Source organism: Halomonas sp. HMF6819 (assembly GCF_044335525.1).
Classification (GTDB): domain Bacteria; phylum Pseudomonadota; class Gammaproteobacteria; order Pseudomonadales; family Halomonadaceae; genus Vreelandella.
In genome coordinates this window covers 1-20,382 of the sequence record NZ_JBIQVY010000005.1, presented here as the reverse complement: position 1 = coordinate 20,382, position 20,382 = coordinate 1, and the positions used below count along the sequence as shown (strand labels likewise).

20 protein-coding genes are annotated in these 20,382 nt (G+C 62.8%); 8 read left to right on the top strand and 12 right to left on the bottom strand.

The annotated features are described in order from the left end of the window. Window positions 1-10: 10 nt before the first annotated feature. The 4 genes from ACGLWX_RS14345 to queC are packed head-to-tail and all read right to left on the bottom strand — an operon-like array spanning window position 11 to window position 2,481. Window positions 11-295 carry a YkgJ family cysteine cluster protein gene (locus ACGLWX_RS14345; protein WP_396240679.1) on the bottom strand — a complete coding sequence of 95 codons (285 nt, stop codon included), beginning with the start codon at window positions 293-295 and terminating at the stop codon, window positions 11-13. Between the two features lie 2 nt (window positions 296-297). Beyond that, complete coding sequence (locus ACGLWX_RS14340) at window positions 298-1,134, bottom strand: 6-pyruvoyl trahydropterin synthase family protein (protein ID WP_396240677.1); 837 nt, start codon at window positions 1,132-1,134, stop codon at window positions 298-300. Then, window positions 1,134-1,778 carry a 7-carboxy-7-deazaguanine synthase gene (queE, locus tag ACGLWX_RS14335; RefSeq protein ID WP_396240675.1) on the bottom strand — a complete coding sequence of 215 codons (645 nt, stop codon included), beginning with the start codon at window positions 1,776-1,778 and terminating at the stop codon, window positions 1,134-1,136. Before queE ends, ACGLWX_RS14340 begins: the two co-directional genes overlap by 1 nt. Beyond that, window positions 1,765-2,481, bottom strand: a complete 717-nt coding sequence (gene queC / locus ACGLWX_RS14330; protein ID WP_396240673.1) for a 7-cyano-7-deazaguanine synthase QueC — start codon at window positions 2,479-2,481, stop codon at window positions 1,765-1,767. Before queC ends, queE begins: the two co-directional genes overlap by 14 nt. A gap of 191 nt (window positions 2,482-2,672) precedes the next feature. Here queC and ACGLWX_RS14325 point away from each other — a divergent pair, with 191 nt between their 5' ends. Together ACGLWX_RS14325 and ACGLWX_RS14320 are read left to right on the top strand one after the other, a co-directional pair. Continuing rightward, window positions 2,673-3,089, top strand: a complete 417-nt coding sequence (locus ACGLWX_RS14325) for an SRPBCC family protein (protein WP_252109202.1) — start codon at window positions 2,673-2,675, stop codon at window positions 3,087-3,089. Continuing rightward, the gene (locus ACGLWX_RS14320; protein WP_396240671.1) at window positions 3,082-3,750 is read left to right on the top strand and encodes a TVP38/TMEM64 family protein; all 669 of its coding nucleotides are present in this window, start codon (window positions 3,082-3,084) and stop codon (window positions 3,748-3,750) included. Before ACGLWX_RS14325 ends, ACGLWX_RS14320 begins: the two co-directional genes overlap by 8 nt. An 11-nt stretch (window positions 3,751-3,761) precedes the next feature. Here the strand turns inward: ACGLWX_RS14320 and ACGLWX_RS14315 are convergent, their stop codons facing one another. The 8 genes from ACGLWX_RS14315 to ACGLWX_RS14280 form a co-directional block, all read right to left on the bottom strand. Then, window positions 3,762-4,001: a DUF2789 domain-containing protein gene (locus tag ACGLWX_RS14315; protein ID WP_396241035.1), complete on the bottom strand. Its 240-nt coding sequence runs from the start codon at window positions 3,999-4,001 to the stop codon at window positions 3,762-3,764. 82 nt (window positions 4,002-4,083) lie between these two features. Then, window positions 4,084-5,160, bottom strand: coding sequence for an asparaginase (locus ACGLWX_RS14310; RefSeq protein WP_396240669.1), 1,077 nt, complete (start codon window positions 5,158-5,160; stop codon window positions 4,084-4,086). Then, on the bottom strand, window positions 5,157-6,365 hold the full coding sequence (locus ACGLWX_RS14305) for an MFS transporter (protein WP_396240667.1): 1,209 nt from the start codon (window positions 6,363-6,365) through the stop codon (window positions 5,157-5,159). Before ACGLWX_RS14305 ends, ACGLWX_RS14310 begins: the two co-directional genes overlap by 4 nt. Before the next feature lie 2 nt (window positions 6,366-6,367). Continuing rightward, window positions 6,368-6,871, bottom strand: a complete 504-nt coding sequence (locus ACGLWX_RS14300) for a hypothetical protein (RefSeq protein WP_396241033.1) — start codon at window positions 6,869-6,871, stop codon at window positions 6,368-6,370. A gap of 80 nt (window positions 6,872-6,951) precedes the next feature. Continuing rightward, window positions 6,952-8,232, bottom strand: coding sequence for a DEAD/DEAH box helicase (locus ACGLWX_RS14295; RefSeq protein ID WP_396240665.1), 1,281 nt, complete (start codon window positions 8,230-8,232; stop codon window positions 6,952-6,954). Between the two features lie 220 nt (window positions 8,233-8,452). Continuing rightward, on the bottom strand, window positions 8,453-9,040 hold the full coding sequence (locus tag ACGLWX_RS14290) for a membrane integrity-associated transporter subunit PqiC (protein WP_396240663.1): 588 nt from the start codon (window positions 9,038-9,040) through the stop codon (window positions 8,453-8,455). A 12-nt stretch (window positions 9,041-9,052) separates the two neighbouring features. Then, window positions 9,053-10,735, bottom strand: a complete 1,683-nt coding sequence (gene pqiB, locus ACGLWX_RS14285) for an intermembrane transport protein PqiB (protein ID WP_396240661.1) — start codon at window positions 10,733-10,735, stop codon at window positions 9,053-9,055. Next, complete coding sequence (locus ACGLWX_RS14280) at window positions 10,728-12,110, bottom strand: PqiA/YebS family transporter subunit (protein ID WP_396240659.1); 1,383 nt, start codon at window positions 12,108-12,110, stop codon at window positions 10,728-10,730. The genes pqiB and ACGLWX_RS14280 overlap by 8 nt, the downstream gene beginning before the upstream one ends. A 183-nt stretch (window positions 12,111-12,293) precedes the next feature. Between ACGLWX_RS14280 and ACGLWX_RS14275 the strand changes: the two genes are divergently transcribed. From ACGLWX_RS14275 to ACGLWX_RS14250, 6 genes are all read left to right on the top strand, one after another. Then, a complete protein-coding gene (locus tag ACGLWX_RS14275; RefSeq protein ID WP_396240657.1) occupies window positions 12,294-13,268 on the top strand; it encodes a calcium/sodium antiporter in 975 nt (324 codons plus the stop codon). Between the two features lie 203 nt (window positions 13,269-13,471). Further along, window positions 13,472-14,887: a cytochrome ubiquinol oxidase subunit I gene (locus ACGLWX_RS14270; protein WP_396240655.1), complete on the top strand. Its 1,416-nt coding sequence runs from the start codon at window positions 13,472-13,474 to the stop codon at window positions 14,885-14,887. A 2-nt stretch (window positions 14,888-14,889) separates the two neighbouring features. Next, complete coding sequence (gene cydB, locus ACGLWX_RS14265) at window positions 14,890-15,891, top strand: cytochrome d ubiquinol oxidase subunit II (RefSeq protein WP_252109192.1); 1,002 nt, start codon at window positions 14,890-14,892, stop codon at window positions 15,889-15,891. A gap of 4 nt (window positions 15,892-15,895) precedes the next feature. After that, window positions 15,896-17,569 carry a thiol reductant ABC exporter subunit CydD gene (gene cydD / locus ACGLWX_RS14260; RefSeq protein ID WP_396240653.1) on the top strand — a complete coding sequence of 558 codons (1,674 nt, stop codon included), beginning with the start codon at window positions 15,896-15,898 and terminating at the stop codon, window positions 17,567-17,569. Then, on the top strand, window positions 17,566-19,275 hold the full coding sequence (gene cydC, locus ACGLWX_RS14255; protein ID WP_396240651.1) for a thiol reductant ABC exporter subunit CydC: 1,710 nt from the start codon (window positions 17,566-17,568) through the stop codon (window positions 19,273-19,275). The genes cydD and cydC overlap by 4 nt, the downstream gene beginning before the upstream one ends. Before the next feature lie 26 nt (window positions 19,276-19,301). Beyond that, a complete protein-coding gene (locus tag ACGLWX_RS14250) occupies window positions 19,302-20,300 on the top strand; it encodes an adenosine deaminase (RefSeq protein ID WP_396240649.1) in 999 nt (332 codons plus the stop codon). Window positions 20,301-20,382 lie beyond the last annotated feature (82 nt).

Below are 20,382 nucleotides of genomic sequence, written 5' to 3'. Positions count from 1 at the left end.
GAGAGGCGAGTCAGGTGCTCGCCTCGAGCCAGGCCAGGGTGGCCAGCGCCTGGTCGCGGCGCTCGCCACACACGTCGTGATCGAACACGAACCGCGCGCAGACCGCGGGCCGGCGCGGATCACCGAAAAGCCGGCACAGGTTGTCGTCATCGAGCTGCACACAGCGAACGCCGGCGGGCTTGCCGCCGGGCATCCCCGGAATGGCGGAGCTGATCGACGGCGCAATACAGCACGCCCCGCAGCCGGCCCGGCAGCCAGGCTCGATACTCTCTTGCTTGGCAATCAGCGCCGCCATGTTCACACTCCCTCGCTTTCGCCGGTCGCGCCCTTGTTGAAGCCCTCGAAGGCGTGCACCCGTGTCGGCATACCCGTCTCGCGTGCGATCTCTTGGGCGAGCCAGCGGGCGATGTTCTCGACCGTGGTTGGGTAGGGCAGCACCGCGCAGCGCTCCAGCGGCAGGGTGAGCGCGAACTCTCCTTCGCCGGCCACGTAGCGACACGTTAGCTGCGCCTCGCCTTGCGTCTCGATATCGGCGCGCTCGAGCAGGTAACGCTGGTCGAGCCAGCTTGCCCAGCGACGCTCGATCGCCGGCTGGCGCTCGCCGTGCTGATAAATCTCGAGGCGTGAGCGGTGGCCGTGGGCGATACGCTGGCAGTTACCGTCGTGGCGCTTGAGCCCGTGGCTGTAGCCGTAGGCCGCGCCATCGATCGCCTCGTCCAAAAACGCAAGCGTTACCCGCTCGACGTTCTCCGGGCAGGTCCGGGTCAGCGTTTGGCTGATCGAGTCGGCGAGTGCGGCGCGCTCGACGGTGGCCGCCTCGATCAGCGTAAAGGCTTGTTTTGGGCCGCGCACTTCAAACGCGTAGGGCGTGGTGGCGCGCACGCAAAGGCCCTCATCGCAGGGCTCGACGCTCACGCCCGGCGCCTGCATCGGTACCAGCAGGGTGTGGTCGACTCCGGCGTCGAGTGTTTTCTTGATGAAGGGTTTGACGCGGCCGAAATCGAACAGCATGCCGTCCTCGCCCAGCTCGCCTTCAAGCGTGGCGTCTACCCGCCAGCTCACGCCGGTCAGGCCGTTTTGCGGGCACCAGACCGAGACGTCGATATGACTGAGTTCTTTAACGAAAAGGGCCATTAAGCGAATCCTGCGATCTTGTGCGTCTGAAGCGACAGCCGCCAGCGTGGGTGGGCCATACAATACGCGGTGGTGGCCGAGACGCGGGCCTGGTTGTCCGCGGGCGTTCCCTGGTCCATCGGCTGAAGAAAGAAGTGGGTGAAGTCGAGCGCCTCGAAGCGCTCCGGGGCGGCCTCACGCTGCGGGTAGACGAGCTTCAACTCATCGCCTGCCAGCGCCTTGAGCGTAGTAGCCCCCTTGGGGCTGACGCAAAGCCAGTCGATGCCTGCGGGCACGCTGACGGTACCGTTGGTTTCCACTCCGATCTCGAAGCCTTGCGCCTTGATGGCCTCGATCAGCGCGGTATCGAGCTGTAAAAGCGGTTCGCCGCCGGTAAACACCACGTAGGGCACGGCGCCGCTGGCCGCGTCAGGCCACAGCGCCTTGAGATGCTCGGCAAGTGCTGCGGCATCGGTAAAGCGCCCGCCGCCTTCACCGTCCACACCGATAAAGTCGGTATCGCAGAAGGTGCATGCGGCAGTGGCACGGTCTACTTCGCGGCCGGACCACAGATTGCAGCCGGTAAAGCGGCAAAAAACGCTGGCTCGGCCCGCCTGAGCACCTTCGCCCTGCAGGGTGTAGAACGCTTCCTTAACGTGATACATCGCTCGCCTCCGACTCATTGGCGGAGGCGTACTCGAGCGGGTCGGTCACACCGTTTTCGGCAAAGGCGGCCAGGCGCTCACGGCAGCTGCCGCAGCGTCCGCAGGCGAGTTCGCGGCCTTCGTAGCAGGTCCAGGTATCGCGATAGTCGAGCCCCATGACCAGGCCTTCGCGCAAAATCTGCGCCTTGGTGGCGTCGAGATACGGCGCGTGCACGTCGACGGGCTCGAAGTTGGCGATAGCGGCGGCGTGGCGCATCGCGTCGACGAACGCCGGGCGGCAATCCGGGTAGAGCACGTGGTCGCCGCCGTGAGCGCCGTAGTCGACGCGCCCGGCGCCGATGTTCACCGCCTTGGCGATGGCCAGCGACAAAAGGATCATGTTGCGATTGGGCACCACCGTCGCCTGAAGATTCTCTTCGGCGTAGTCGGCATCGGGCATGGTCGCGGCGGCGTCGGTCAGCGCGGAGCTGTCGATCAGCCCGTGGATGGCGCGAATGTCCACCACCTGGTGGGGAATCTCGAGCTTTTCACATACCAGGCGGGCGGTGTCGAGCTCGCGGCGGTGGCGCTGGCCGTAGTCGAAGGAGAGCGCGTGTACGCTAAGCCCTTCTTTTAACGCGCGGTGTAGAACGGTAAAGGAGTCCATGCCGCCGGAGTAGATCACTACAGTGGCGGGGGAGTGTGTACAGGAAGGGGATGACATGCTAATACTCGCTGGCCGGAGAATTTATTGAGCCTTGACGGCAAGAGTCCGGGGTCCGGTCCGGAACGCAGCGCAGTTTACGCACTCAGGGCGCGCTTGGCTAGCGCTTACCCCGCGCCAGCGCTTGGGTACGCTTGCGCCAAGCGGCGCGGGCACCCCCGCACGTTCATTCAGCTTTTCGAGACGCACTCATGGCGACCATAGAACACAGCGAAATCGTCCACGCTCCGCCGGAGCAGGTATTTGAACTGCTTCGGCGCGTCGAGGATTTCGCCGACTACTCCGATATGATCCACTCGATCGACACGCTCGGGGATAACCGTTACCGCTGGCACGTCCGCGCCGTCGGCATGGACTGGGCCTTCGATGTAGAGGTCACCGAGATAGAGCCCCCGCATACGCTTGCCTGGGAGTCGCTTGACGGGGTAAAAAACCAGGGGCGCTACCGGCTCGAGCCGGTCGAGCAGGGCACTCGCGTTTCGCTCACCCTGACCTACGACATTCGCAACCGCTTGATGGAAAAAGCTGTCAACAAGGCCGCCAAACCCATGGTCGGCAAGGTGAGTCGGCAGATCCTCGAGCGGGTCGAAGCCCGACTCAATGGCTAGGCACGGGCACGCCTGCTGGCGCTGGGTGGCACTGTTTGCCCTGCTGGCAATGCTTGGCTACGTCTGGCTCTGGTACTCGCCGAACTTATCGGCCCTCAAGCGCTGGGCTGCCGACACGTCCCATCACCCGGCCATCATCGCAAGCGTCATGCTGATCATGGCGGCCACGCTTGCCGTCGGGCTTCCCGGCAGTATCGGCCTTTGGCTGATCGCGCCGTTCTATCCGCCGCTCGCCGCGACCCTGATGCTCACTTTGAGTAGCGTCGCCGGTGCCTGGGCCGCTTACCTGCTGGCCGCGCGGTTTCGCACTCGAATCAACCCCGGCGGGCTCACCGCGCGCGTAATGCAAACGCTCGAGCGGCGAAGCGATCTGCTGACCCAGTGCGCGCTCAGGATTTTGCCGGGGTTTCCCCATTCGGTGATCAACTACGCCGCCGGGCTTGGCGGTCTTGCGATTAAACCCTACCTCGCCGCGGCGGCGCTGGGTCTTTCGATCAAGTGGGGCGTTTACAGTAGCGCCATTTATAAAACGCTCGAAGCGATCGAGCAGGAGAACGCGCTGCAGTTCGATGTATTGCTGCCGCTTCTGGCGTTAACGCTTCTGCTGCTGGCTGGGGCGTGGTATCGGCGCCGCGGGGACGCGGCGCGCGAGGGTCGTTAAAAACGGGGGTGTTAGTGCGGCTGGTGCATGGCGGCGTCGAGATGGCCTACGACCTCGGCCCAGTCCGCATCATCGGCAATCGCTTCGCGCAGGAACGCGGCCTGAGCATCGTTCCAGCAGCTCGCCTCGGCAATCGGCGTGGACGCCGGAAGCGGCCCGTGCTCTTCGATGAACGCCTCGATTGAGGCCTTGTCCGAGGCAAGCCCCAGCTGTTCGAAAAGATCGCTGAATTCGTGTACGGGTTGATCCATCATTTTCATCCTTTCCTTGGGTTGTCATCGACAAGGCTGAGCCTTGCCTTAAAAAATAGTCTGAATATCGCACGGCGCCAGCCTAGCCCTGGCGCTCGCCAACCAGCGGCGTCAAAAAGCGCCGGCGGCGGTCCGCCTCAGCGATCGGCTGAGCCAACAGGTGGACGAGTTTGGTGAGCGCCGCCTCCGGCGTCATGTCCGCCCCTGAAAGCACGCCGGCATCGAAAAGCCCCGCGCCCGCAGCGTAGGTGCTGAAACGAACGCTTCCCTGGGGGCAGGTGCTCACCGCAGCTAGCAGCTTGCCCTCGCCGCAGGCCTTGGCCAGCACGGCTAAAAGCGCCGGGTCATCGGGCAGGTTGCCCGCTCCCCAAAGCTGGAGCAGCGCGCCTTTCACTCGCGCATCTCCCAGCAGCGCTTCCAACTGCCAGGCGCTGATGCCAGGCCACAGCGCGATGCGCGCCACTTCGCCTTGGGCGAGCGTCGCGTAGCTTGCAAGCTCGAAACGGGGCGCGCCGCGCTGGCTTCTACCGAGCCCGCGGCTTGGGTACTCGATGAAATCCTCGTCGACGCGCTCGCCTAGAAGCGGGTAGTTGGGACTGTCGAACGCTTTGGGGGCTTCGCTGTGCTGTTTGACGCTTCGCACGCCGCGCAGAAGCGTTCCCGCGAAGTAGACCGCCACCTCCTTGAGGGTCGCGCTTGCGGCGTAGCGAAGCGCGCCATAGGCGTTGGCGAGTGCGTCGCTGTTGGGTGCTTCCAGCGGCTGCATGGCGCCGGTCACGACCACGGGCCGGTCGAGCCCCTGTAGCTGGTAGGCAAGGCTCGAGGCGGTGAAGCTCAGCGTATCGGTGCCGTGAAGTACCACGAAACCCCGGTAATCGGCAAACCGCTCGGCGATTAGCGCGCCGATGCGCTGCCAAGTGAGCGGGGTGGCCGCGCTGGAGTCGATCAGCGGCTCGAGGCTTTCGACCTCGAAGGCCGGAAGCTGGCTTTGCTGATTGATCGAGAGCGTTTCAAGCGCCCGTGCCAGACGCGTTTCGAACCCACTGCCGGGCGCCAGGCCAGCGGCACTGGCGTGCATGCCGATCGTGCCGCCGGTGTAGATCACGAGTACGCGCTCGCCGCGGTGGGCGTCGTCACGAAGCCTGGGAGCCCTGTTCATGCCATGTCCTGTCGAGTAACGTAAAGCCTTCCGCCGGCGTCGTCGAGCTGGCGGTTGCGCCCGGCCAAATGGGCGAAAACGAAGCAGACTCCGATCAGCGCCAACAAGAGCCAGGCAATGTGCTCGATACGCGCGCACACCTGAAGCAGCAGGCCCACGCCAAAAGGCCCGGCGGCGGCGATGGTATAGCCGCCGCCCTGAACCAGCCCGGAGAGCTTTCCGGCAAGTCCCGCGTTAGCGGTTCGCAGCACCAAAAGCCCGAGCGCCAGGCTGAAACAGCCGCCCTGGCCCACGCCGAGAGAAAGCGCCCCTAGCCAGCGCCAACCGAGCGGGGCGATCATCAAAAGGAAAAGCCCCAGGGCGGTCGCGGCGAGCATGATGAAAAGCGCCGGGCGCTGGTCACGACCCAGACGCGCAAGCCAGGGCGCGCAGAGCGCCGAGCCAAGCTGACACACGATCGAAATCGCCATGATGAAGCCTGCCTCGCTCTCACCGTAGCCCCGGTAAATCAAAAGCGTCGGCAGCCAGCCAAAAACGATATAGGCCATGGAGGACTGAAGCCCCATGTAGAGCATGATCTGCCAGGTCAACGGCTGGCGCAAAAGCGCGGACAGCGATGCGGTGGCGGTAGCGCTCTGAACGCTCGCGGTCGGTTTGGGCGCAAAGGAGACCCACAGCGTCAGCGAGACAAACGCAAGCAGTCCCCAGCTTGCCAGGCTCAAGGGCCAGCCGCCAAACGCGTTGGCCAGCGGAACGGAGAGCCCGGCCCCCAGCGCGCCGCCAAGGCAGAGCGCCATGGTGTAAAGCCCGGTCAAAAGATCCGCGCTTTGAGGCAATTCGCGTTTGACCAGCCCCGGCAGCAATGTGCCGGCGATGCCGATGGAGGCACCCGCCAGGGCGGTGGCGACGAACAGCACCCCTACAAGTGGCACGGGGCGAAGCAGCAGCGCCGCGGTCAAAAGCGCCAGTGCTGCGCTCAGCGCCCGCTCGGCGCCCAGCCGGCGCGAGAGCAGTGGCGCCAGAGGCGCGGCGAGGCCTAGTGAGAGTACCGGCAGGGTGGTCAGCAGGCCCGCCGCCGCCGGGCTAAGCCCGGCGTTTTCCTGCAGGCGGTTGAGAAGCGGCGCCACCGATGAAAGCGCAGGACGCAGATTCAGTCCCACCACGAACATCAAGACGATAAACGATAGCGTTCGCTTCGAAGCCATGGCTATTTGAGATGTGGTCGCAGGTCGCCCCGAGCGACGTCCATCAGGGTGATGAAGTGATAATCTTCCGGCGTTTCCAGGCAGTCGACGCGAACGTCGGTACGCATACCCTTATTTATGTCGAGCTTCTCGAAAATCTCGAGCGTGACCTTGCGCGCAGGCTTGTCGCCGGGCGAAAGAATTCCATCGTCGAGGGTGAAGGTTTCCAGCAGCGTGGCGCGCACGCGGGTGGTGTTGCCTTCACTGAGTACGCGGCGAATGAACAGCCACCCTTCACACACCAGCGCCGAGGTTTCATCGCTTTCACGCATAAACAGCGTGCGGTAGCAGGCGCCTTCGGTGGCCGCCTTGTCCGCCATGCTGCGGTAGGCCTGAATAACCTGACTGGGCGTTACCTTCGCATCCTCGAGACGCTGAGCAATGCCCTGATGTTCGCGGCTTAGCTGCTCCTGGCGTTGAAAGACCAGCCACTGCCGATAATCATTGATACGTTGAGACGCCATAATCACTCCCTGAACAGGTTCTGCTGGGCGCGAAAGGCGCGCGCCCGAAAACGCACGACTTTCGCATATTCACCGATGCCGCGCTAGCGACGGGCGCGCCGACGCGGCGCCTTGTCCGATTTCTCGCCCTGGCGCTGGTTTTGGCCCGAGCGCTGGCCCTGGCTGCGCCCGCCGCCGCCGGGTTGACGCTGGCCGCGACGGCCGTTTTCGATCGGCTGGGGCTTGGCGTTGGGGTCGGGCTCGAAGCCGGGCTCGATCTTTTTCGGCAGAGTTTGTTTGATCAACTTCTCGATGCCGGCCAGCAGCGCGTGCTCATCGACGCACACCAGCGACACCGCCTCGCCGTTGCTACCGGCGCGGCCGGTACGCCCGATGCGGTGGACGTAATCCTCGGCGACGTTGGGCAAATCGAAATTGACCACGAAGGGCAGCTCGTCGATATCGAGCCCGCGGGCGGCGATATCGGTGGCCACCAGCACCTGCAAATCGCCGCTTTTGAACGCGCCCAGCGCCCGCGTACGCGCGCCCTGGCTCTTGTTGCCGTGGATCGCCATGGCCGGAATTTCCTGCTTGGATAGCTGCTCGGCCAGGCGGTTGGCGCCGTGCTTGGTACGGGTGAAAACCAGTACCTGGAACCAGCCGTGCTGGCTGATCAGGTGCGCCAAAAGCTCACGCTTTTTCTCGCGATCGACGCGATACACGCTCTGCTCGATCTTTTCGGCGGTGGTGTTACGCGGAGCGACTTCGACCAGCGCCGGGTTATCCAGCAGTTGGGTGGCCAGCGTCTGGATCTCGTTGGAGAAGGTAGCGGAGAAGAGCAGGTTTTGCCGCTTGTTCGGCAAAAGCTTCAAAATACGCTTGATGTCGTGAATGAAGCCCATATCGAGCATGCGGTCGGCTTCGTCGAGCACCAGAATTTCGACCTGGGAGAGGTCGACGTGGCCCTGCTGCTGCAGATCCATCAGCCGCCCCGGGGTGGCGATCAGAACGTCGAGGCCGTTCTTGAGCGCCTGGACCTGCGGGTTCTGGCCTACGCCGCCGAAAATGATGTGCGACTTGAGCGACAGATACTTGCCGTAATCGGTCACGCTTTCACCGACCTGAGCGGCCAGCTCGCGCGTTGGCGTCAGCACCAGCGCGCGCACTTGGCGCTTGCCCGGGCGTTTGCCGTTGTTTAAAAGCTGTAGAAGCGGAAGCGTAAACCCGGCGGTCTTGCCCGTGCCGGTCTGGGCGCTGGCCAGCAAATCGCGCCCGGCCAATACCAGCGGAATGGCTTTTTGCTGGATGGGCGTTGGCTGGGTATAGCCCTGGGTGCTAATGGCGCGTAGTAAGTCGTCCTGCAGACCAAGTTCGGTAAAGCTCATGCGTTCTCCGCCATCGCACAGCGAAGGCGCTCGTGCGCGCTTGCTGGGCCAGGTTCGTAATGAATAAAAACGCGCGGGTAGCCCCGCGCGGCAGCGAAGTTTGCCAGATAGCGCGCCTGGCTGCGAGGGGCATTTGAGATCGACGCTTTTTTAGCGCCGCGCAAAGCCCCCGCGCGCGGCGCAAAACACCGAGCGCGAGAGGGGTGTTGTGAGAAGGGTATTAGAAGTAGCCGCCGGTGCGAATTTCCAAAGCGATATCGCTTGCGACCTGATCCAGGCTCTGACCCAGGGCGCGCACCAGCGCCGGGTAGCCGTCCTCTCGAAGCTCGGTTTCGGCGTGGAAGCTCTCGAAAGCCAAAAGTTCGTTGCCCGCGCCTCGAAGCTGCCACTGGCCGCTGGCAACGGCGTTGCCATCGTAGCGTCCCTGGAACTGATCCACTTCGAGGGAGAGCGTCAGCGCCTCGTTTTGGCGGCCCTGGGCACCCACTACCTGCACCAGCGGAAGCTGTTGGGAGAGCCGCGCGCGTAAGCCGCGCTCGAGTTGGCGGCCAAGCTCTTCCGCCCACTGGTGCTCGCGCGCCGCATTGAGCGTAATGTCGTCGAGCTGCATGACGATACCGTCGACGTCCAGGTAGTGCGAAAGCCTGGGCGCGCCCACCTGCAGCGTATGCGCCGTTGCGGTGGCGGGCGTGGCGATCGGCGTGGCGGGCAGCATATAGCGCGCCGGCGGCGTCACGCTCGAGGCGCAGCCGCCGAGAAAAAGGCCAAGCCCCATGATGGCGGCGAATGTCAGCGTTGGGTTGCGCATGGCGTCATCCTTTTATCGCGGGGCGCGCGGAATCGGGTCTTCCGCATCCAGATTATCGAAAAGCAGCGCTCGCGGATTCTCGTTGAGGGTGCGCGTCAGCGGCTGCAGATCGCGCATCAACCGGTCTAGGCGCTCGATGGCCGACGTCAGATCCTGATAGGCCGGCGACGAGGGTGAAAGCCCTTCGATCGTCGTGCGAAGCTCTTCGAGCGTGGCGTTGACGTTGCCGCCAAGTGACCGGGTGTCCGGGGCGCTTAGAATTGCGTTGAGCGACGAGCTCACTTCGCGCACCTCGTCGAGCACGCTTTCCGAGGCCTGCAGGTTGCGATCGAGCCCGGCCAGTAGCGGCTCCACCTCGAGCGCGTTGAGCTTGTCCAGAAGGCTCGTTACCTGGGCCTGAATCTGGGCGAAGCCGCCGGCGACGGTGGGGAAGATGGTGCGCTCGGAGAAGGTCTCGTTAACGTACTCACCGGCCAGGTCGCGCTGGAAATTGAGGTCGACGAACAGCGCCCCGGTCAACAGGCTGCCGTTTTTGAGCGAGGCGCGAAGCCCAAGATCGAACATGCGATTAAAGCGTGCCTCCCATTCGTCGAGGTCGATATCCTCGCTTTCGATGCCCAAACGTTGGGGTTCGATGCGGATCAGCACCGGAATAGCGAACTGTGCCCGGGAGTTGGGTTGCGGTGCGGTGAAGTTCCAGGGCACCGCGGCCACGGTGCCCATGCGCACGCCGCGAAACTCCACCGGCGCGCCGCGGGAAAGCCCGCGCACGGTGTCGTCCACCAGCAGCACGTACTCCAGATAGCGGTTGAAGGTACCTTCCCGGGCGTCGTCCTCGTCGGCGTAGAGCGTAAAGCGGGCGTTGTTGCCCACCGGCCTTCCCATCGGCAGCTCCTCCGGCACGCCGAAGGTGACGCCGCCGCCCAAAAGCGCTTCGAGGGATTCAACGTTCACCCGCACGCCGTCGGCGTCGAGGCGAAAATCGATGCCGCTGGCGCTCCAAAAGCGCGTGCTGTCGGTGACGAGCTGCGCGTAGGGCTCCTCGATAAAGATCTGGTGCTGCATGGTGCGCGACTCCGCATCGAAGCGGTTGTCCTCGACCCGGCCTACGGTATACCCCTGGTAGGATACCGGGTCGCCTACACGTAGGGAGTTGCCGAGCTGGCTGACCAGGCTAATTTGTAGCCCCGCCTGGCCGGCCACCGCCACTGGCGGTACGTCGCTTAGCTCGAATTCGCGGCGCGGCTCTTCGGAGCGGCCGGGCTGAAGCTGGATGTAGGCGCCGGAAAGCACCGTGCCGAGCCCGCTGATGCCTTCACGGCCGATACGCGGCTTGACCACCCAAAAGCGGCTGTCCTCGCGCAGCATCGCCTCGGCTTCGGGCTGGATGCGCGCGCTCATCACCGCGTGGGATAGGTCGTCGGAGAGCCGCACGCTCTGCACGATCCCGATCTCCACGTTGCGGCTTCGAATCAGAGTGCTGCCGGCCTCGATGCCTTCGGCATTGTTGGTGGTCAGGGTAATTAGCGTCCCGCGGCTGGTGTAGTTGTCGTAAACCAGCCAAAGCCCGATCACCAGCGCGACGATCGGCACGATCCAAATGGGCGACAGGCGTGTCTGACGAGATGATTTGGCCCGATGCTGCTCATTCTCTTCGGGTGGGGGTGTATCGAGTTGCGGTGAATCCTCAGCCATCCACTGATTCCTTGGTCGCTAGTTTAAACCGGGTGTTGAGCCTGTGCCTGATAGGGCGCGGGGGTGGGGTGTCCCACAGAAGGCGCGGGTCGAAGGCCATCGCGGCGAGCATGGTTAGCACGACCACCGAGCCAAAGGCAAGCGCGGCGGGGCCTGGGGTGATCGACATCAGCGAGCCCGCGCGAATTAGCGCCACCAAAATGGCGACGACGAAGACGTCGACCATCGACCAGCGGCCGATGAACTCGGTCAGCCGGTAGAGCCGGGTACGGCTTTGCGCCTTGAGCTCGTCACTTCGCTTGGCGATCAGGCAAAGCCAGGCCAGGGCAAACAACTTGCCCACCGGAACGATGACACTGGCAATGAAAATCACCGCCGCCACCGGCCAAGAGCCCATCTGAATGAGCTGCACCACGCCGCCGATAATGGTCGATGGCGAGCTCGAGCCGAGGCTGGTAGTAGTCATGATAGGGTAAAGGTTGGCCGGAATATACATGACCGTGGCGGCGAACAGCAGCGCCCAGGTGCGCTGCAAACTGTGCGGCACGCGCTGGTGAAGCGTCTCGTGACAGCGCTGGCAGCGCACCTTGCCTGTTGCGGGCAGGCGATTGATCAGCCCGCAGGTCGGGCAGCCCGTCACGCCCTGGACGGCGGCGGTCGTGCCGGTCAGCGTGCCTTCCGGGGCCAGCGGCTCGCCTTCCAGTGAAAACCACATCCAGTCGGCATCCAGCGACTGGCTGGTTTTAAGCAAAAGGATGGCGAAGATGCAAAAGGCCCAGAAGGAGATGCCCAAATGAATCTGGGCGAGCCCGGCGACCTTGATCAGGCTCACCAGCGCGCCGATGATGAAGACATCGGCCATCATCCAGGGAAGAAAGTGGGCGAGCGAGCGGGCGATATCGCGGCTATAAGGCATGTGGCGGCCGCGCAGAAGCCCGTACTGCAGCCACATGACGCCAAACAGGTAGAGCGCCGGCAGTACGGCGATGGTCATGATCACCGCGATGGCCACTAATGGCTGGTGAAAGTTGATCAGCGTGGTGGCGGTCTGGGTCAGCTCGATGCGGTTACTCACGCCGCTGACGTTGAAGCTAACGAAGGGAAACGACACCGCCACCAGTAGCGCCACGAACGCCGCGATCGCCAGCGCCATGCTGCGCTGGGCAGGGTAGCGGTGGCGTTTGACTAAAGTGTGCGAGCAGCGCGGGCAGGAGGCTTTTTCACCGGAGCCCAGCGGCGGTAGGGCGCTGACCCAGTCGCATTCGTGGCAGGCGCGCAGGCGCCGGCGCGTCAGCCGCGTCTCCGGCGGCAGCGTATCGACTAGCGGCGGTGAAAGCGCCACGGTAGGCCGTTTCTTGAACTGGTAGTAGCGCAATTCGATTGTCTCGACAATGCTTTGGGTTCGATTAATACGTTGAGCGCTCAGGGCTGTCAAACGCCGCTGAGCGCTTCCCAAACAAAATAGCTCAAACGGTCGATGTGCACTTGACCCGCGGCACTGGCTGAATAACGATGCGGGCGCTTTTGCCTCTTTTATACTCCTGACGAAGGACTTCGTATGCTGCTCGCTGCTTTGGCGGTCGTGATTGGTTTGGTGCTGCTCATTTGGAGCGCGGAAAAATTCATCGAGGGGGCCGCGGCGACCTCGCGCTGGCTCGGGCTTTCGCCGCTGTTGATCGGGATGCTGGTCATCGGCTTCGGCACCTCAGCCCCGGAAATGATGGTGTCGGTGCTGGCGGCGCTTCAGGGCAACCCGGGCCTTGCCGTCGGTAACGCCTACGGCTCCAATATCGCCAACATCGGCCTGGTGCTGGGGTTCATTGCGCTGCTGGCGCCGTTGGCCGTGCATTCGAGCGTGATTCGCAAGGAGATGCCGCTGCTTGTCATCGTCATGGCGCTGACCGGCTACATGCTGTTCGACGGCTGGGTATCGCGGCTCGAGGCGGTGGTGCTGCTCGTGGCTCTGGTACTGTTCATCGGCTACAGCATCTGGCATTCACGCACTCAGCAGCAGGACCCGCTGGTAGAGGAGGTGACCCAAAACCTCGATGCCCAGCCCATGTCCAAAGGCAAGTCGGTGGCCTGGACGCTGATCGGGCTGGTGCTTTTGATCGTGAGCTCGCGGATGCTGGTGTGGGGTGCGGTCGAAATCGCCCAGGCCTTCGGTGTCAGCGATTTGATCATTGGCCTGACCGTGGTAGCGGTGGGCACTTCACTTCCCGAACTCGCCTCGTCGATCAGCGCGCTGCGCCGGCGCGAACACGACATGGTGCTGGGCAACGTCGTGGGCTCGAACCTTTTCAATAGCCTGGCGGTGGTGGGGCTTGCCGGCGTGATCACCCCGATCGAGGCCGGGCGCGAGGTGCTGGTGCGCGACTGGAGTGTGATGACCTGCATGACGCTTTTGATGGTGCTGTTCGCGTTTTCCTGGCGCGGACGCCCGCGGCGAATCAACCGGTTGGAAGGCGGCGCGCTGTTCGCGGCCTTTGTCGGCTACACCGCGTACATGGTCAGCGTAGTGGTCATGAGCTGAGCAATATCACGATAAATTGATGTGCGTCATTGCGACACATCATTGGCACCGAGCAGCCCGTGTAACCCGGGCGTTGACGCAGTAAGATGACAGCGTGAGTAAAAATTAGCCTGGCCAAGGCAACGGTCAACACCTTCCTGACACGACCAGGCTTTTGTTACCCATGGGCGCGCCTTACTTTTCCCCGGTTTCAGGAGAGTGTCATGGAACTCGACCCCTTGATGTTGTCGCGAATACAGTTCGCCTTCGTCGTCTGTTTTCACACGATCTTCCCCGTCTTCACCATAGGGCTTGCGTCCTACATTGCGCTGCTCCACGGACTCTTTTTCAAGACGCAGAATCCGGCCTGGGATCGGCTGGCGCTGTTCTGGACAAGAGTCTTTGCCGTGGTGTTCGCCATGGGTGTGGTGTCGGGCATTGTCATGTCCTTTCAGTTTGGCACCAACTGGAGCAACTTCTCGCTGGCGGCGTCCAACTTCATCGGCCCGGTGCTGAGCTACGAAGTCGTGACCGCCTTCTTTCTCGAAGCGGCTTTTCTCGGCATTTTGCTCTTTGGGCGAGGCAAGGTACCGGAGGGAGTTCACCTATTTGCGGCCACGATGGTCGCGGTGGGCACCTTCATTTCCGCGTTCTGGATTCTCGCCGCCAATAGCTGGATGCACACGCCGGCCGGCGTGGAGTTGATCGATAATCGCTTCCACGTTACCTCCTGGAGCGCAGCGATCTTTAACCCCTCCTTCCCGTACCGCTTCGCCCATATGGCGGTGGCCTCGTTCATTACCGGTGGGTTCGTGGTGGCCGGCGTGAGCGCCTGGTTTCTGCTGCGCGGCCGCGACGTGGCGGCGAACCGCCGGGCGCTTTCCATGTGTTTGTGGCTTTTGATGGTGCTAACGCCGGCTCAGGCGGTAATCGGTGATTACCACGGCCTCAATACCCTCGAGCACCAGCCGACCAAAGTGGCGGCGATGGAAGGGCACTGGGAAACCAGCGGCAACGTACCGCTGTTGCTGTTCGCGATTCCGGATCAGCAGGCCCAGGAAAACCACTTCGAAGTGGGTATTCCCAACCTTGCCAGCATCATCCTGACCCACACCCTGGACGGCGAAATTCCTGGCATCAGCGAAGTGTCGCCGGAGGAGCAGCCGCCGGTGGCGCTGGTGTTCTGGTCGTTTCGCGTGATGGTGGGCATCGGTCTTGTCATGATCGCCGTTGCCTTCGCCGGGCTGCTGCTGCGCCGTCGGGCCCGGGTCTATGAGAGCACGCTTTATTTGAAAGTGCTGGTCGGCATGATCGCCACGCCGTTTCTCGCGGTGCTGGCCGGCTGGATCGTCACTGAATCCGGCCGCGCCCCCTGGCTTGTGTACGGCATGATGACCCACGCCGAGGGCCTGACGCCCTCGCTGACCGGCGGCATGGCGCTGTTCTCGCTCACCGGGTACGTGCTGGTCTACGCCGTGGTGTTCTACGCCGGCATTTATTATCTCACCCGCGTGGTGCGCAATGGCATGCTGCCCCATGAGGCCCGTGCAGAGGTCGACCCGGACGCCGACCGTCCCAAACGCCCGCTTTCTGCCGCGCATACCCCCTTTGACGACGACGTTGAGCCGGTCAGGAGCTAACCATGGAAATGTTCGATTTATCTATCATATGGGCTGTGATCATCGGGTTTGGCGTCATCATGTACGTGCTGATGGACGGCTTCGATCTGGGGATAGGCATTCTCTTTCCCTTCGCCCCGGACGAGGATGCCCGGGACGTCATGATGAACTCCGTCGCCCCGGTGTGGGATGGCAACGAAACCTGGCTGGTGCTGGGCGGGGCGGGGCTTTTAGGCGCCTTTCCGCTGGTCTACTCGGTCTTTTTGCCCGCGCTCTATATCGGCGTGTTCCTGCTGCTGGCGGGGCTGATCTTCCGCGGTATCGCCTTTGAGTTTCGTTTCAAGTCACGGCGCAACCGCCGCTGGTGGAACCGTGCGTTCTGCTGGGGCTCGGCGGTGGCGGCGTTCGCCCAGGGCGCGGTGGTCGGCGCCTATATTCAGGGCTTCTCAGTCGAGAATTTCGTCTACACCGGTGGTGCACTCGACTGGCTGACGCCGTTCTCCGTTCTCACCGGGCTTGGGCTGATGGCAGGCTATGCACTGTTGGGCGCGACCTGGCTGATCATGAAATCCGAAGGTTATATTCAAGAGTGGGCCTACAAGATCACGCCGATGCTGCTGGCGGCGGTTCTGATCGTATTCGCGATCATCAGCCTCTGGACACCGTTCATCGACGAACTCGTGTGGGAGCGCTGGTTCGGCCAACTGCGCTTTATCTGGATCTTCCCGGCGCTGGCGCTGCTGTGCGCGTTCATCGTTTTTCGAAGTGTTCAGCACAAGCGCGAAGGCGTTCCGTTCGTGGCCACCGTAGGAATCTATGTGTTTACCTATCTTGGCCTGATTTTCAGCAAGTGGCCGGTGATCGTGCCGCCGAACTACACGCTGTGGGACGCCGCCTCGGCGCCGGAGTCGCAGCTTTTCTTGCTGATTGGCGTGCTCTTCGTCATTCCTGTCGTGCTGACCTACACCGCCTGGACCTACTGGGTGTTCCGCGGCAAGGTTCGCGTTGGCGAGGGGTATCACTAAACCCATGAGACCGGCACCCCATCCCCCTGCGACCCTGACGCCGCGCCAGTGGCTCAAGCAACTGGCACAGGTAGAGAAAAAAAGGCTTTTGGGCGCTGCGGTGTGCGGGGTGCTGGCCGGGGCCAGCACCACCGGCCTGCTGGTGGGGCTGGCTTGGCTCGTCGATCAGATCCTCGTACACGCCCGGCCGCTCTCAGAGCTTTCGGGCGTGTTTTTAATACTCTTAGCGTTGGTGGGCCTGCGCGCCGCACTCCAGTGGGGCCAGGAAGTACTGGCGTTCGAGGCGAGCCTTCGCATTCGCCAGCGAGTGAGAGTATCGCTTCTGGACAAGCTCGCCACGCTCGGCCCGCAGTGGTTGACACATCATCAAAGCGGGGCGCTGGCTACCCAGCTCGTCGAGCATGTCGACGCGCTGGAAGGCTATTTCGCGCGTTTTCACCCCCAACTTCGTATCGTACTGATACTGCCATTATTGATCGCGGCGGTCGTCGGCACGCTCGATTACGTCGTCGTCATCTTTTTGCTCTTGTCGGCGCCGCTGATTCCGCTGTTTATGGCGCTGGTAGGCATGGGCGCCGAACGGATGAATCGCGAGCAGTTTAGCGCCGTCTCCCGTCTCTCCGCCCACTTCGTCGACCGGGTGCGCGGCATGAGTACGCTGCAGCTGTTCGGGCGCACGGCGAAAGCGCGCCGGGATGTCTGGTACGCCACCGACGAATATCGGCGGCTTTCGATGAAGACCCTGCGCTTGGCATTTCTCTCCTCGGCGGTGCTCGAGTTCTTTGCTTCTGTTGCCATCGCGGTGGTGGCGATGTACGTGGGCTTTGGGCTGCTGGGCTATCTCGATTTCGGCCCAGCGTCGTCGCTTTCGCTCTTTTCCGGGCTTGCCGTACTGCTGCTGGCGCCAGAGTTTTTCCAGCCGCTGCGCACGCTTTCTCAGCACTATCACGACCGGGCAACGGCGCTGGGCGCGGCGGAAAGCCTGGTGTTCATTCTCAACGAGCCTGATTGGATCGCTCACAAGCATTCCTCGCCCGCGCACGACCAGACGCTTTGCGAGTTGAAGGGCGTGTCGATTGGCTACCCCCAGCGCGGAGCTATTCTATCCCACGTCGATCTAACGATTGCGCGAGGCGATATCCTGGCGCTTACCGGCGCCTCCGGCAGCGGCAAGTCATCGCTTTTAGCGCTACTGGCGGGCTTCATGGAACCGCAAAAGGGCGCGCTCTCGCGTCGCTCGGGGCAGATTGCCTGGCTCGATCAAAGCCCTTGCCTGATTCAAGGAAGCCTTGCTGAGAATTTAAGGCTCGCCAACCCCGAGGCGAGTGATGGGATGCTCCATCAAGCGCTCGCTCGGGCAGGCCTTGGTGAACTCCTGACCTCGCTGCCTTACGGGTTAGATACGCCACTTGGCGAGCGCGGCGTGGGGCTTTCCGGCGGGCAGGCGCAGCGGCTGGCGCTGGCACGGGTGTATCTAAGCGATGCGCCGCTGGTGCTGCTCGATGAGCCGACCTCGAATCTCGACGCCGCCACCGAGGCGCTGGTGATCGAGGCGCTCAACGCTTGGGCCAGGGATGGGCGCACGCTGGTAATTGCGACCCACCACCCGCAGGTGCTGACGATCGCCACCCGCCACCTTCACTGTGAAGGCGGCCGCGTTCTGGAGGTCACGCCATGAAAGAGCTCGTTTGTGCTTTCCGCCCCTGGATTTTTCTGCTGACAAGACGTCGGCGCGTGTTTTTGATCGGCGCGGCGCTGGCACTAACCACGATAGTAGCAGGGCTTGCGCTGCTGGGGCTCTCGGGCTGGTTCATCACCGCCTGCGCCTTCGCCGGTATTGCGCTGGCGGCGGGGCTGCCTTCGACGCTGGATATCTACGTGCCCGGTGGCGGCATCCGTTTTTTTGCACTGCTTCGCACCGTTGCGCGCTACGTCGAGCGTCTTTATAACCACAACGCGGTGCTGACGCTGCTGGCGGATCTGCGCTTTAAGGTGTTCGGCTATCTCACCCACCTCGACCCGGCCACCTTGAGCCGGCGCCGGGCAGGCGACTGGCTGACTCGGCTGACCGCCGATATCGACACCCTCGATAACTTCTACCTGCGCCTGCTCATGCCGCCGCTAGTGGCACTATTGGCGATCGGTTTGCTGTCGCTTTTCATCGCGCTTTGGCTGCCGGGGCTTGCGGTGATCGTGGGGATGAGTCTTGGCGCGCTGTGGGCGGTGTTAACGCTTGGCTTCGCCTGGCTTGGATTTCGCCAGAGCTATCAACAGGTGCGCGATCAGAGCGCGCTGCGTAACCGGGTGCTCGACCAGATCCAGGCCAGCGCCGAGCTTGAAAGCTACCAAACCAGGCGTTGGCACCAGGCGCATATCGAGACGCTGGAGGCCCGTGCTGGCGCCAACCAGCGTCGGCTGGCGGCGAAGTCGGCGCTGGGTAACGCGCTGATCCTGCTCGTTACCGGCGTGCTTTTAGTCGGGGTGCTCTGGCTTGTAAGTCAGGCCGCGCTCGTCGGTGACATTACATCGCCGGTGGCAATCATGCTGCTACTGGTCGTGCTCGGCGCCGGTGAGCTTTTCACGGCGCTGCCGTCCGCGTTCATTAAACTCGGGGCGAGCTATGCAAGCGTTCAGCGCCTCAATCAGCTAACGCCGAAGGCCGTTTCTGACGAGCAGCTTTGCGCGGTATTTCCAGAAGGCGCTCCTGGTGTCAGCGTGACGCTGAATGACGCCGGCTATACCTATCCGGCCATGCTGGCGCCGACGCTATCAGGAATTTCACTGGAAGTACCTGCCGGCGCGCGCGTGGCGATTACCGGCGTATCCGGGGCGGGCAAGTCGACGCTCGCTCATCTGATTCTCGGGCGACTGGCGCCGAGTAGCGGGAGTTTGATGGTGGGGGTGCAAGCGCCTTACGCGCTTTCAAACGATGAGCGCGCCAACGGCTTCGCTTTTCTTTCCCAGCAGGTCGATCTTTTTGATGCCACTCTTGCCGATAATCTTCGTCTGGCCAATGAGTCCGCCGACGACGAAGCGCTTTGGCAGGCGCTCGAGCGCGTGGCGTTGGCCGACTGGGTGCGCCGCGAGCCCCAAGGGCTTCAAACGCCGGTAGGGGAGAAGGGGCGTAAGCTCTCCGGTGGGCAGGCCCGGCGCGTTGCGTTGGCACGCCTTTTTCTGCGCAACCCAAGCGTTGTCCTGCTGGATGAGCCTTTTGCCGGCGTGGATAGTGACACCGCGCGCCACCTGGCGGCGTCGCTCGATCAGTGGCTCGTGGGCCGAACGGCGATCTACTTCGTCCACCAGATCGACGATGTATCACTGCTTCCCGGGCTCACGTATAGTCACTCCCTGCGCCACGGCCAACTGGATTTGTCCAGCGTTTGATGCCGTATCTGTTAAAGGGAGAAACCATGCACGACTACCTGCGCCAACTGCCCAAAACCGAGCTTCACCTGCATATCGAGGGGTCGCTCGAGCCGGAGCTGATGTTTCGCCTCGCCCAACGCAACGGTATCGCGCTCGATTACGCGAGCGTCGAGGACGTCAAGGCGGCATACCGGTTCGATAACCTGCAGGGGTTTCTGGATCTCTACTACGAGGGTATGAACGTGCTGCGCACAAGCGAGGATTTTTACGATCTCGCGATCGACTATTTCAAGCGCGCAAGCGACGAAGGCGTGGTACACATCGACATGCACTTTGACCCCCAGGCGCACCTGGTTCGCGGCGTGGCGCTTTCCGAGGTAATGGAGGGACTTTTTCGGGCGAAAGAGGAGGCCGAGACGTCGCTGGATCTTTCAGTCGGCATGATCATGGCGTTTCTGCGCGACCGCTCCGAAGAGGAGGCGCTCGAGGTATTCGAGCAGGCCGCTCCCTACTGGACGCGGCTTGACGCCATTGGCCTCGATAGCGCCGAGCGGAACAACCCGCCGGTCAAGTTCAAGGCGCTGTTCGAGCGTGCCGCTAAAGAAGGGTTGGCGCTGGTCGCCCACGCCGGCGAAGAGGGGCCAGCAGACTACATCCGCCAGGCGCTCGACGAGCTTAAGATAACGCGAGTGGATCATGGTGTGCGCTGCCTGGAAGATAGCGAGCTGGTCGAGCGTCTGCGAAACGATCAAATCGTGCTGACCGTTTGCCCACTTTCGAACGTTTGCCTGAAAGTGATCGACGAGCTTGGGGAGCATCCGCTTCCCGCGCTCATCGAAAAGGGGCTGAAAGTCACCATCAGCTCGGATGACCCGGCCTATTTCGGCGGCGGTTTGCTGGCCAATCACATCGCCTGTCGCGATGCCTTTGGGTGGGATGAAAACGTGTTTACAGTGCTCAACAGTAACGCGTTGGAAGAAGCCTTCATTGCCGAGCCGCGCCGTAAAGAGCTGCTCCAGCGCCTCGATTCAATGGGGAAGTGATAAAAGTTGCGCTATAGGGTTGACGTATAACCATAAGTGGGTAAAATACGCACCACATCGAACGGGCAGCGCCCTTCGGTAA

What these genes read in the sequence shown, in the direction of transcription:
- cydB (WP_252109192.1), top strand. Translation starts at nt 14,890, where the DNA reads ATGGAAATGTTCGATTTATCTATCATATGGGCTGTGATCATCGGGTTT.
- cydC (WP_396240651.1), top strand. Translation starts at nt 17,566, where the DNA reads ATGAAAGAGCTCGTTTGTGCTTTCCGCCCCTGGATTTTTCTGCTGACA.
- ACGLWX_RS14310 (WP_396240669.1), bottom strand. Translation starts at nt 5,160, where the DNA reads ATGAACAGGGCTCCCAGGCTTCGTGACGACGCCCACCGCGGCGAGCGC.
- cydD (WP_396240653.1), top strand. Translation starts at nt 15,896, where the DNA reads ATGAGACCGGCACCCCATCCCCCTGCGACCCTGACGCCGCGCCAGTGG.
- ACGLWX_RS14315 (WP_396241035.1), bottom strand. Translation starts at nt 4,001, where the DNA reads ATGGATCAACCCGTACACGAATTCAGCGATCTTTTCGAACAGCTGGGG.
- ACGLWX_RS14295 (WP_396240665.1), bottom strand. Translation starts at nt 8,232, where the DNA reads ATGAGCTTTACCGAACTTGGTCTGCAGGACGACTTACTACGCGCCATT.
- queE (WP_396240675.1), bottom strand. Translation starts at nt 1,778, where the DNA reads ATGTATCACGTTAAGGAAGCGTTCTACACCCTGCAGGGCGAAGGTGCT.
- ACGLWX_RS14325 (WP_252109202.1), top strand. Translation starts at nt 2,673, where the DNA reads ATGGCGACCATAGAACACAGCGAAATCGTCCACGCTCCGCCGGAGCAG.
- queC (WP_396240673.1), bottom strand. Translation starts at nt 2,481, where the DNA reads ATGTCATCCCCTTCCTGTACACACTCCCCCGCCACTGTAGTGATCTAC.
- ACGLWX_RS14250 (WP_396240649.1), top strand. Translation starts at nt 19,302, where the DNA reads ATGCACGACTACCTGCGCCAACTGCCCAAAACCGAGCTTCACCTGCAT.
- ACGLWX_RS14320 (WP_396240671.1), top strand. Translation starts at nt 3,082, where the DNA reads ATGGCTAGGCACGGGCACGCCTGCTGGCGCTGGGTGGCACTGTTTGCC.
- ACGLWX_RS14270 (WP_396240655.1), top strand. Translation starts at nt 13,472, where the DNA reads ATGGAACTCGACCCCTTGATGTTGTCGCGAATACAGTTCGCCTTCGTC.
- ACGLWX_RS14290 (WP_396240663.1), bottom strand. Translation starts at nt 9,040, where the DNA reads ATGCGCAACCCAACGCTGACATTCGCCGCCATCATGGGGCTTGGCCTT.
- pqiB (WP_396240661.1), bottom strand. Translation starts at nt 10,735, where the DNA reads ATGGCTGAGGATTCACCGCAACTCGATACACCCCCACCCGAAGAGAAT.
- ACGLWX_RS14345 (WP_396240679.1), bottom strand. Translation starts at nt 295, where the DNA reads ATGGCGGCGCTGATTGCCAAGCAAGAGAGTATCGAGCCTGGCTGCCGG.
- ACGLWX_RS14275 (WP_396240657.1), top strand. Translation starts at nt 12,294, where the DNA reads ATGCTGCTCGCTGCTTTGGCGGTCGTGATTGGTTTGGTGCTGCTCATT.
- ACGLWX_RS14305 (WP_396240667.1), bottom strand. Translation starts at nt 6,365, where the DNA reads ATGGCTTCGAAGCGAACGCTATCGTTTATCGTCTTGATGTTCGTGGTG.
- ACGLWX_RS14340 (WP_396240677.1), bottom strand. Translation starts at nt 1,134, where the DNA reads ATGGCCCTTTTCGTTAAAGAACTCAGTCATATCGACGTCTCGGTCTGG.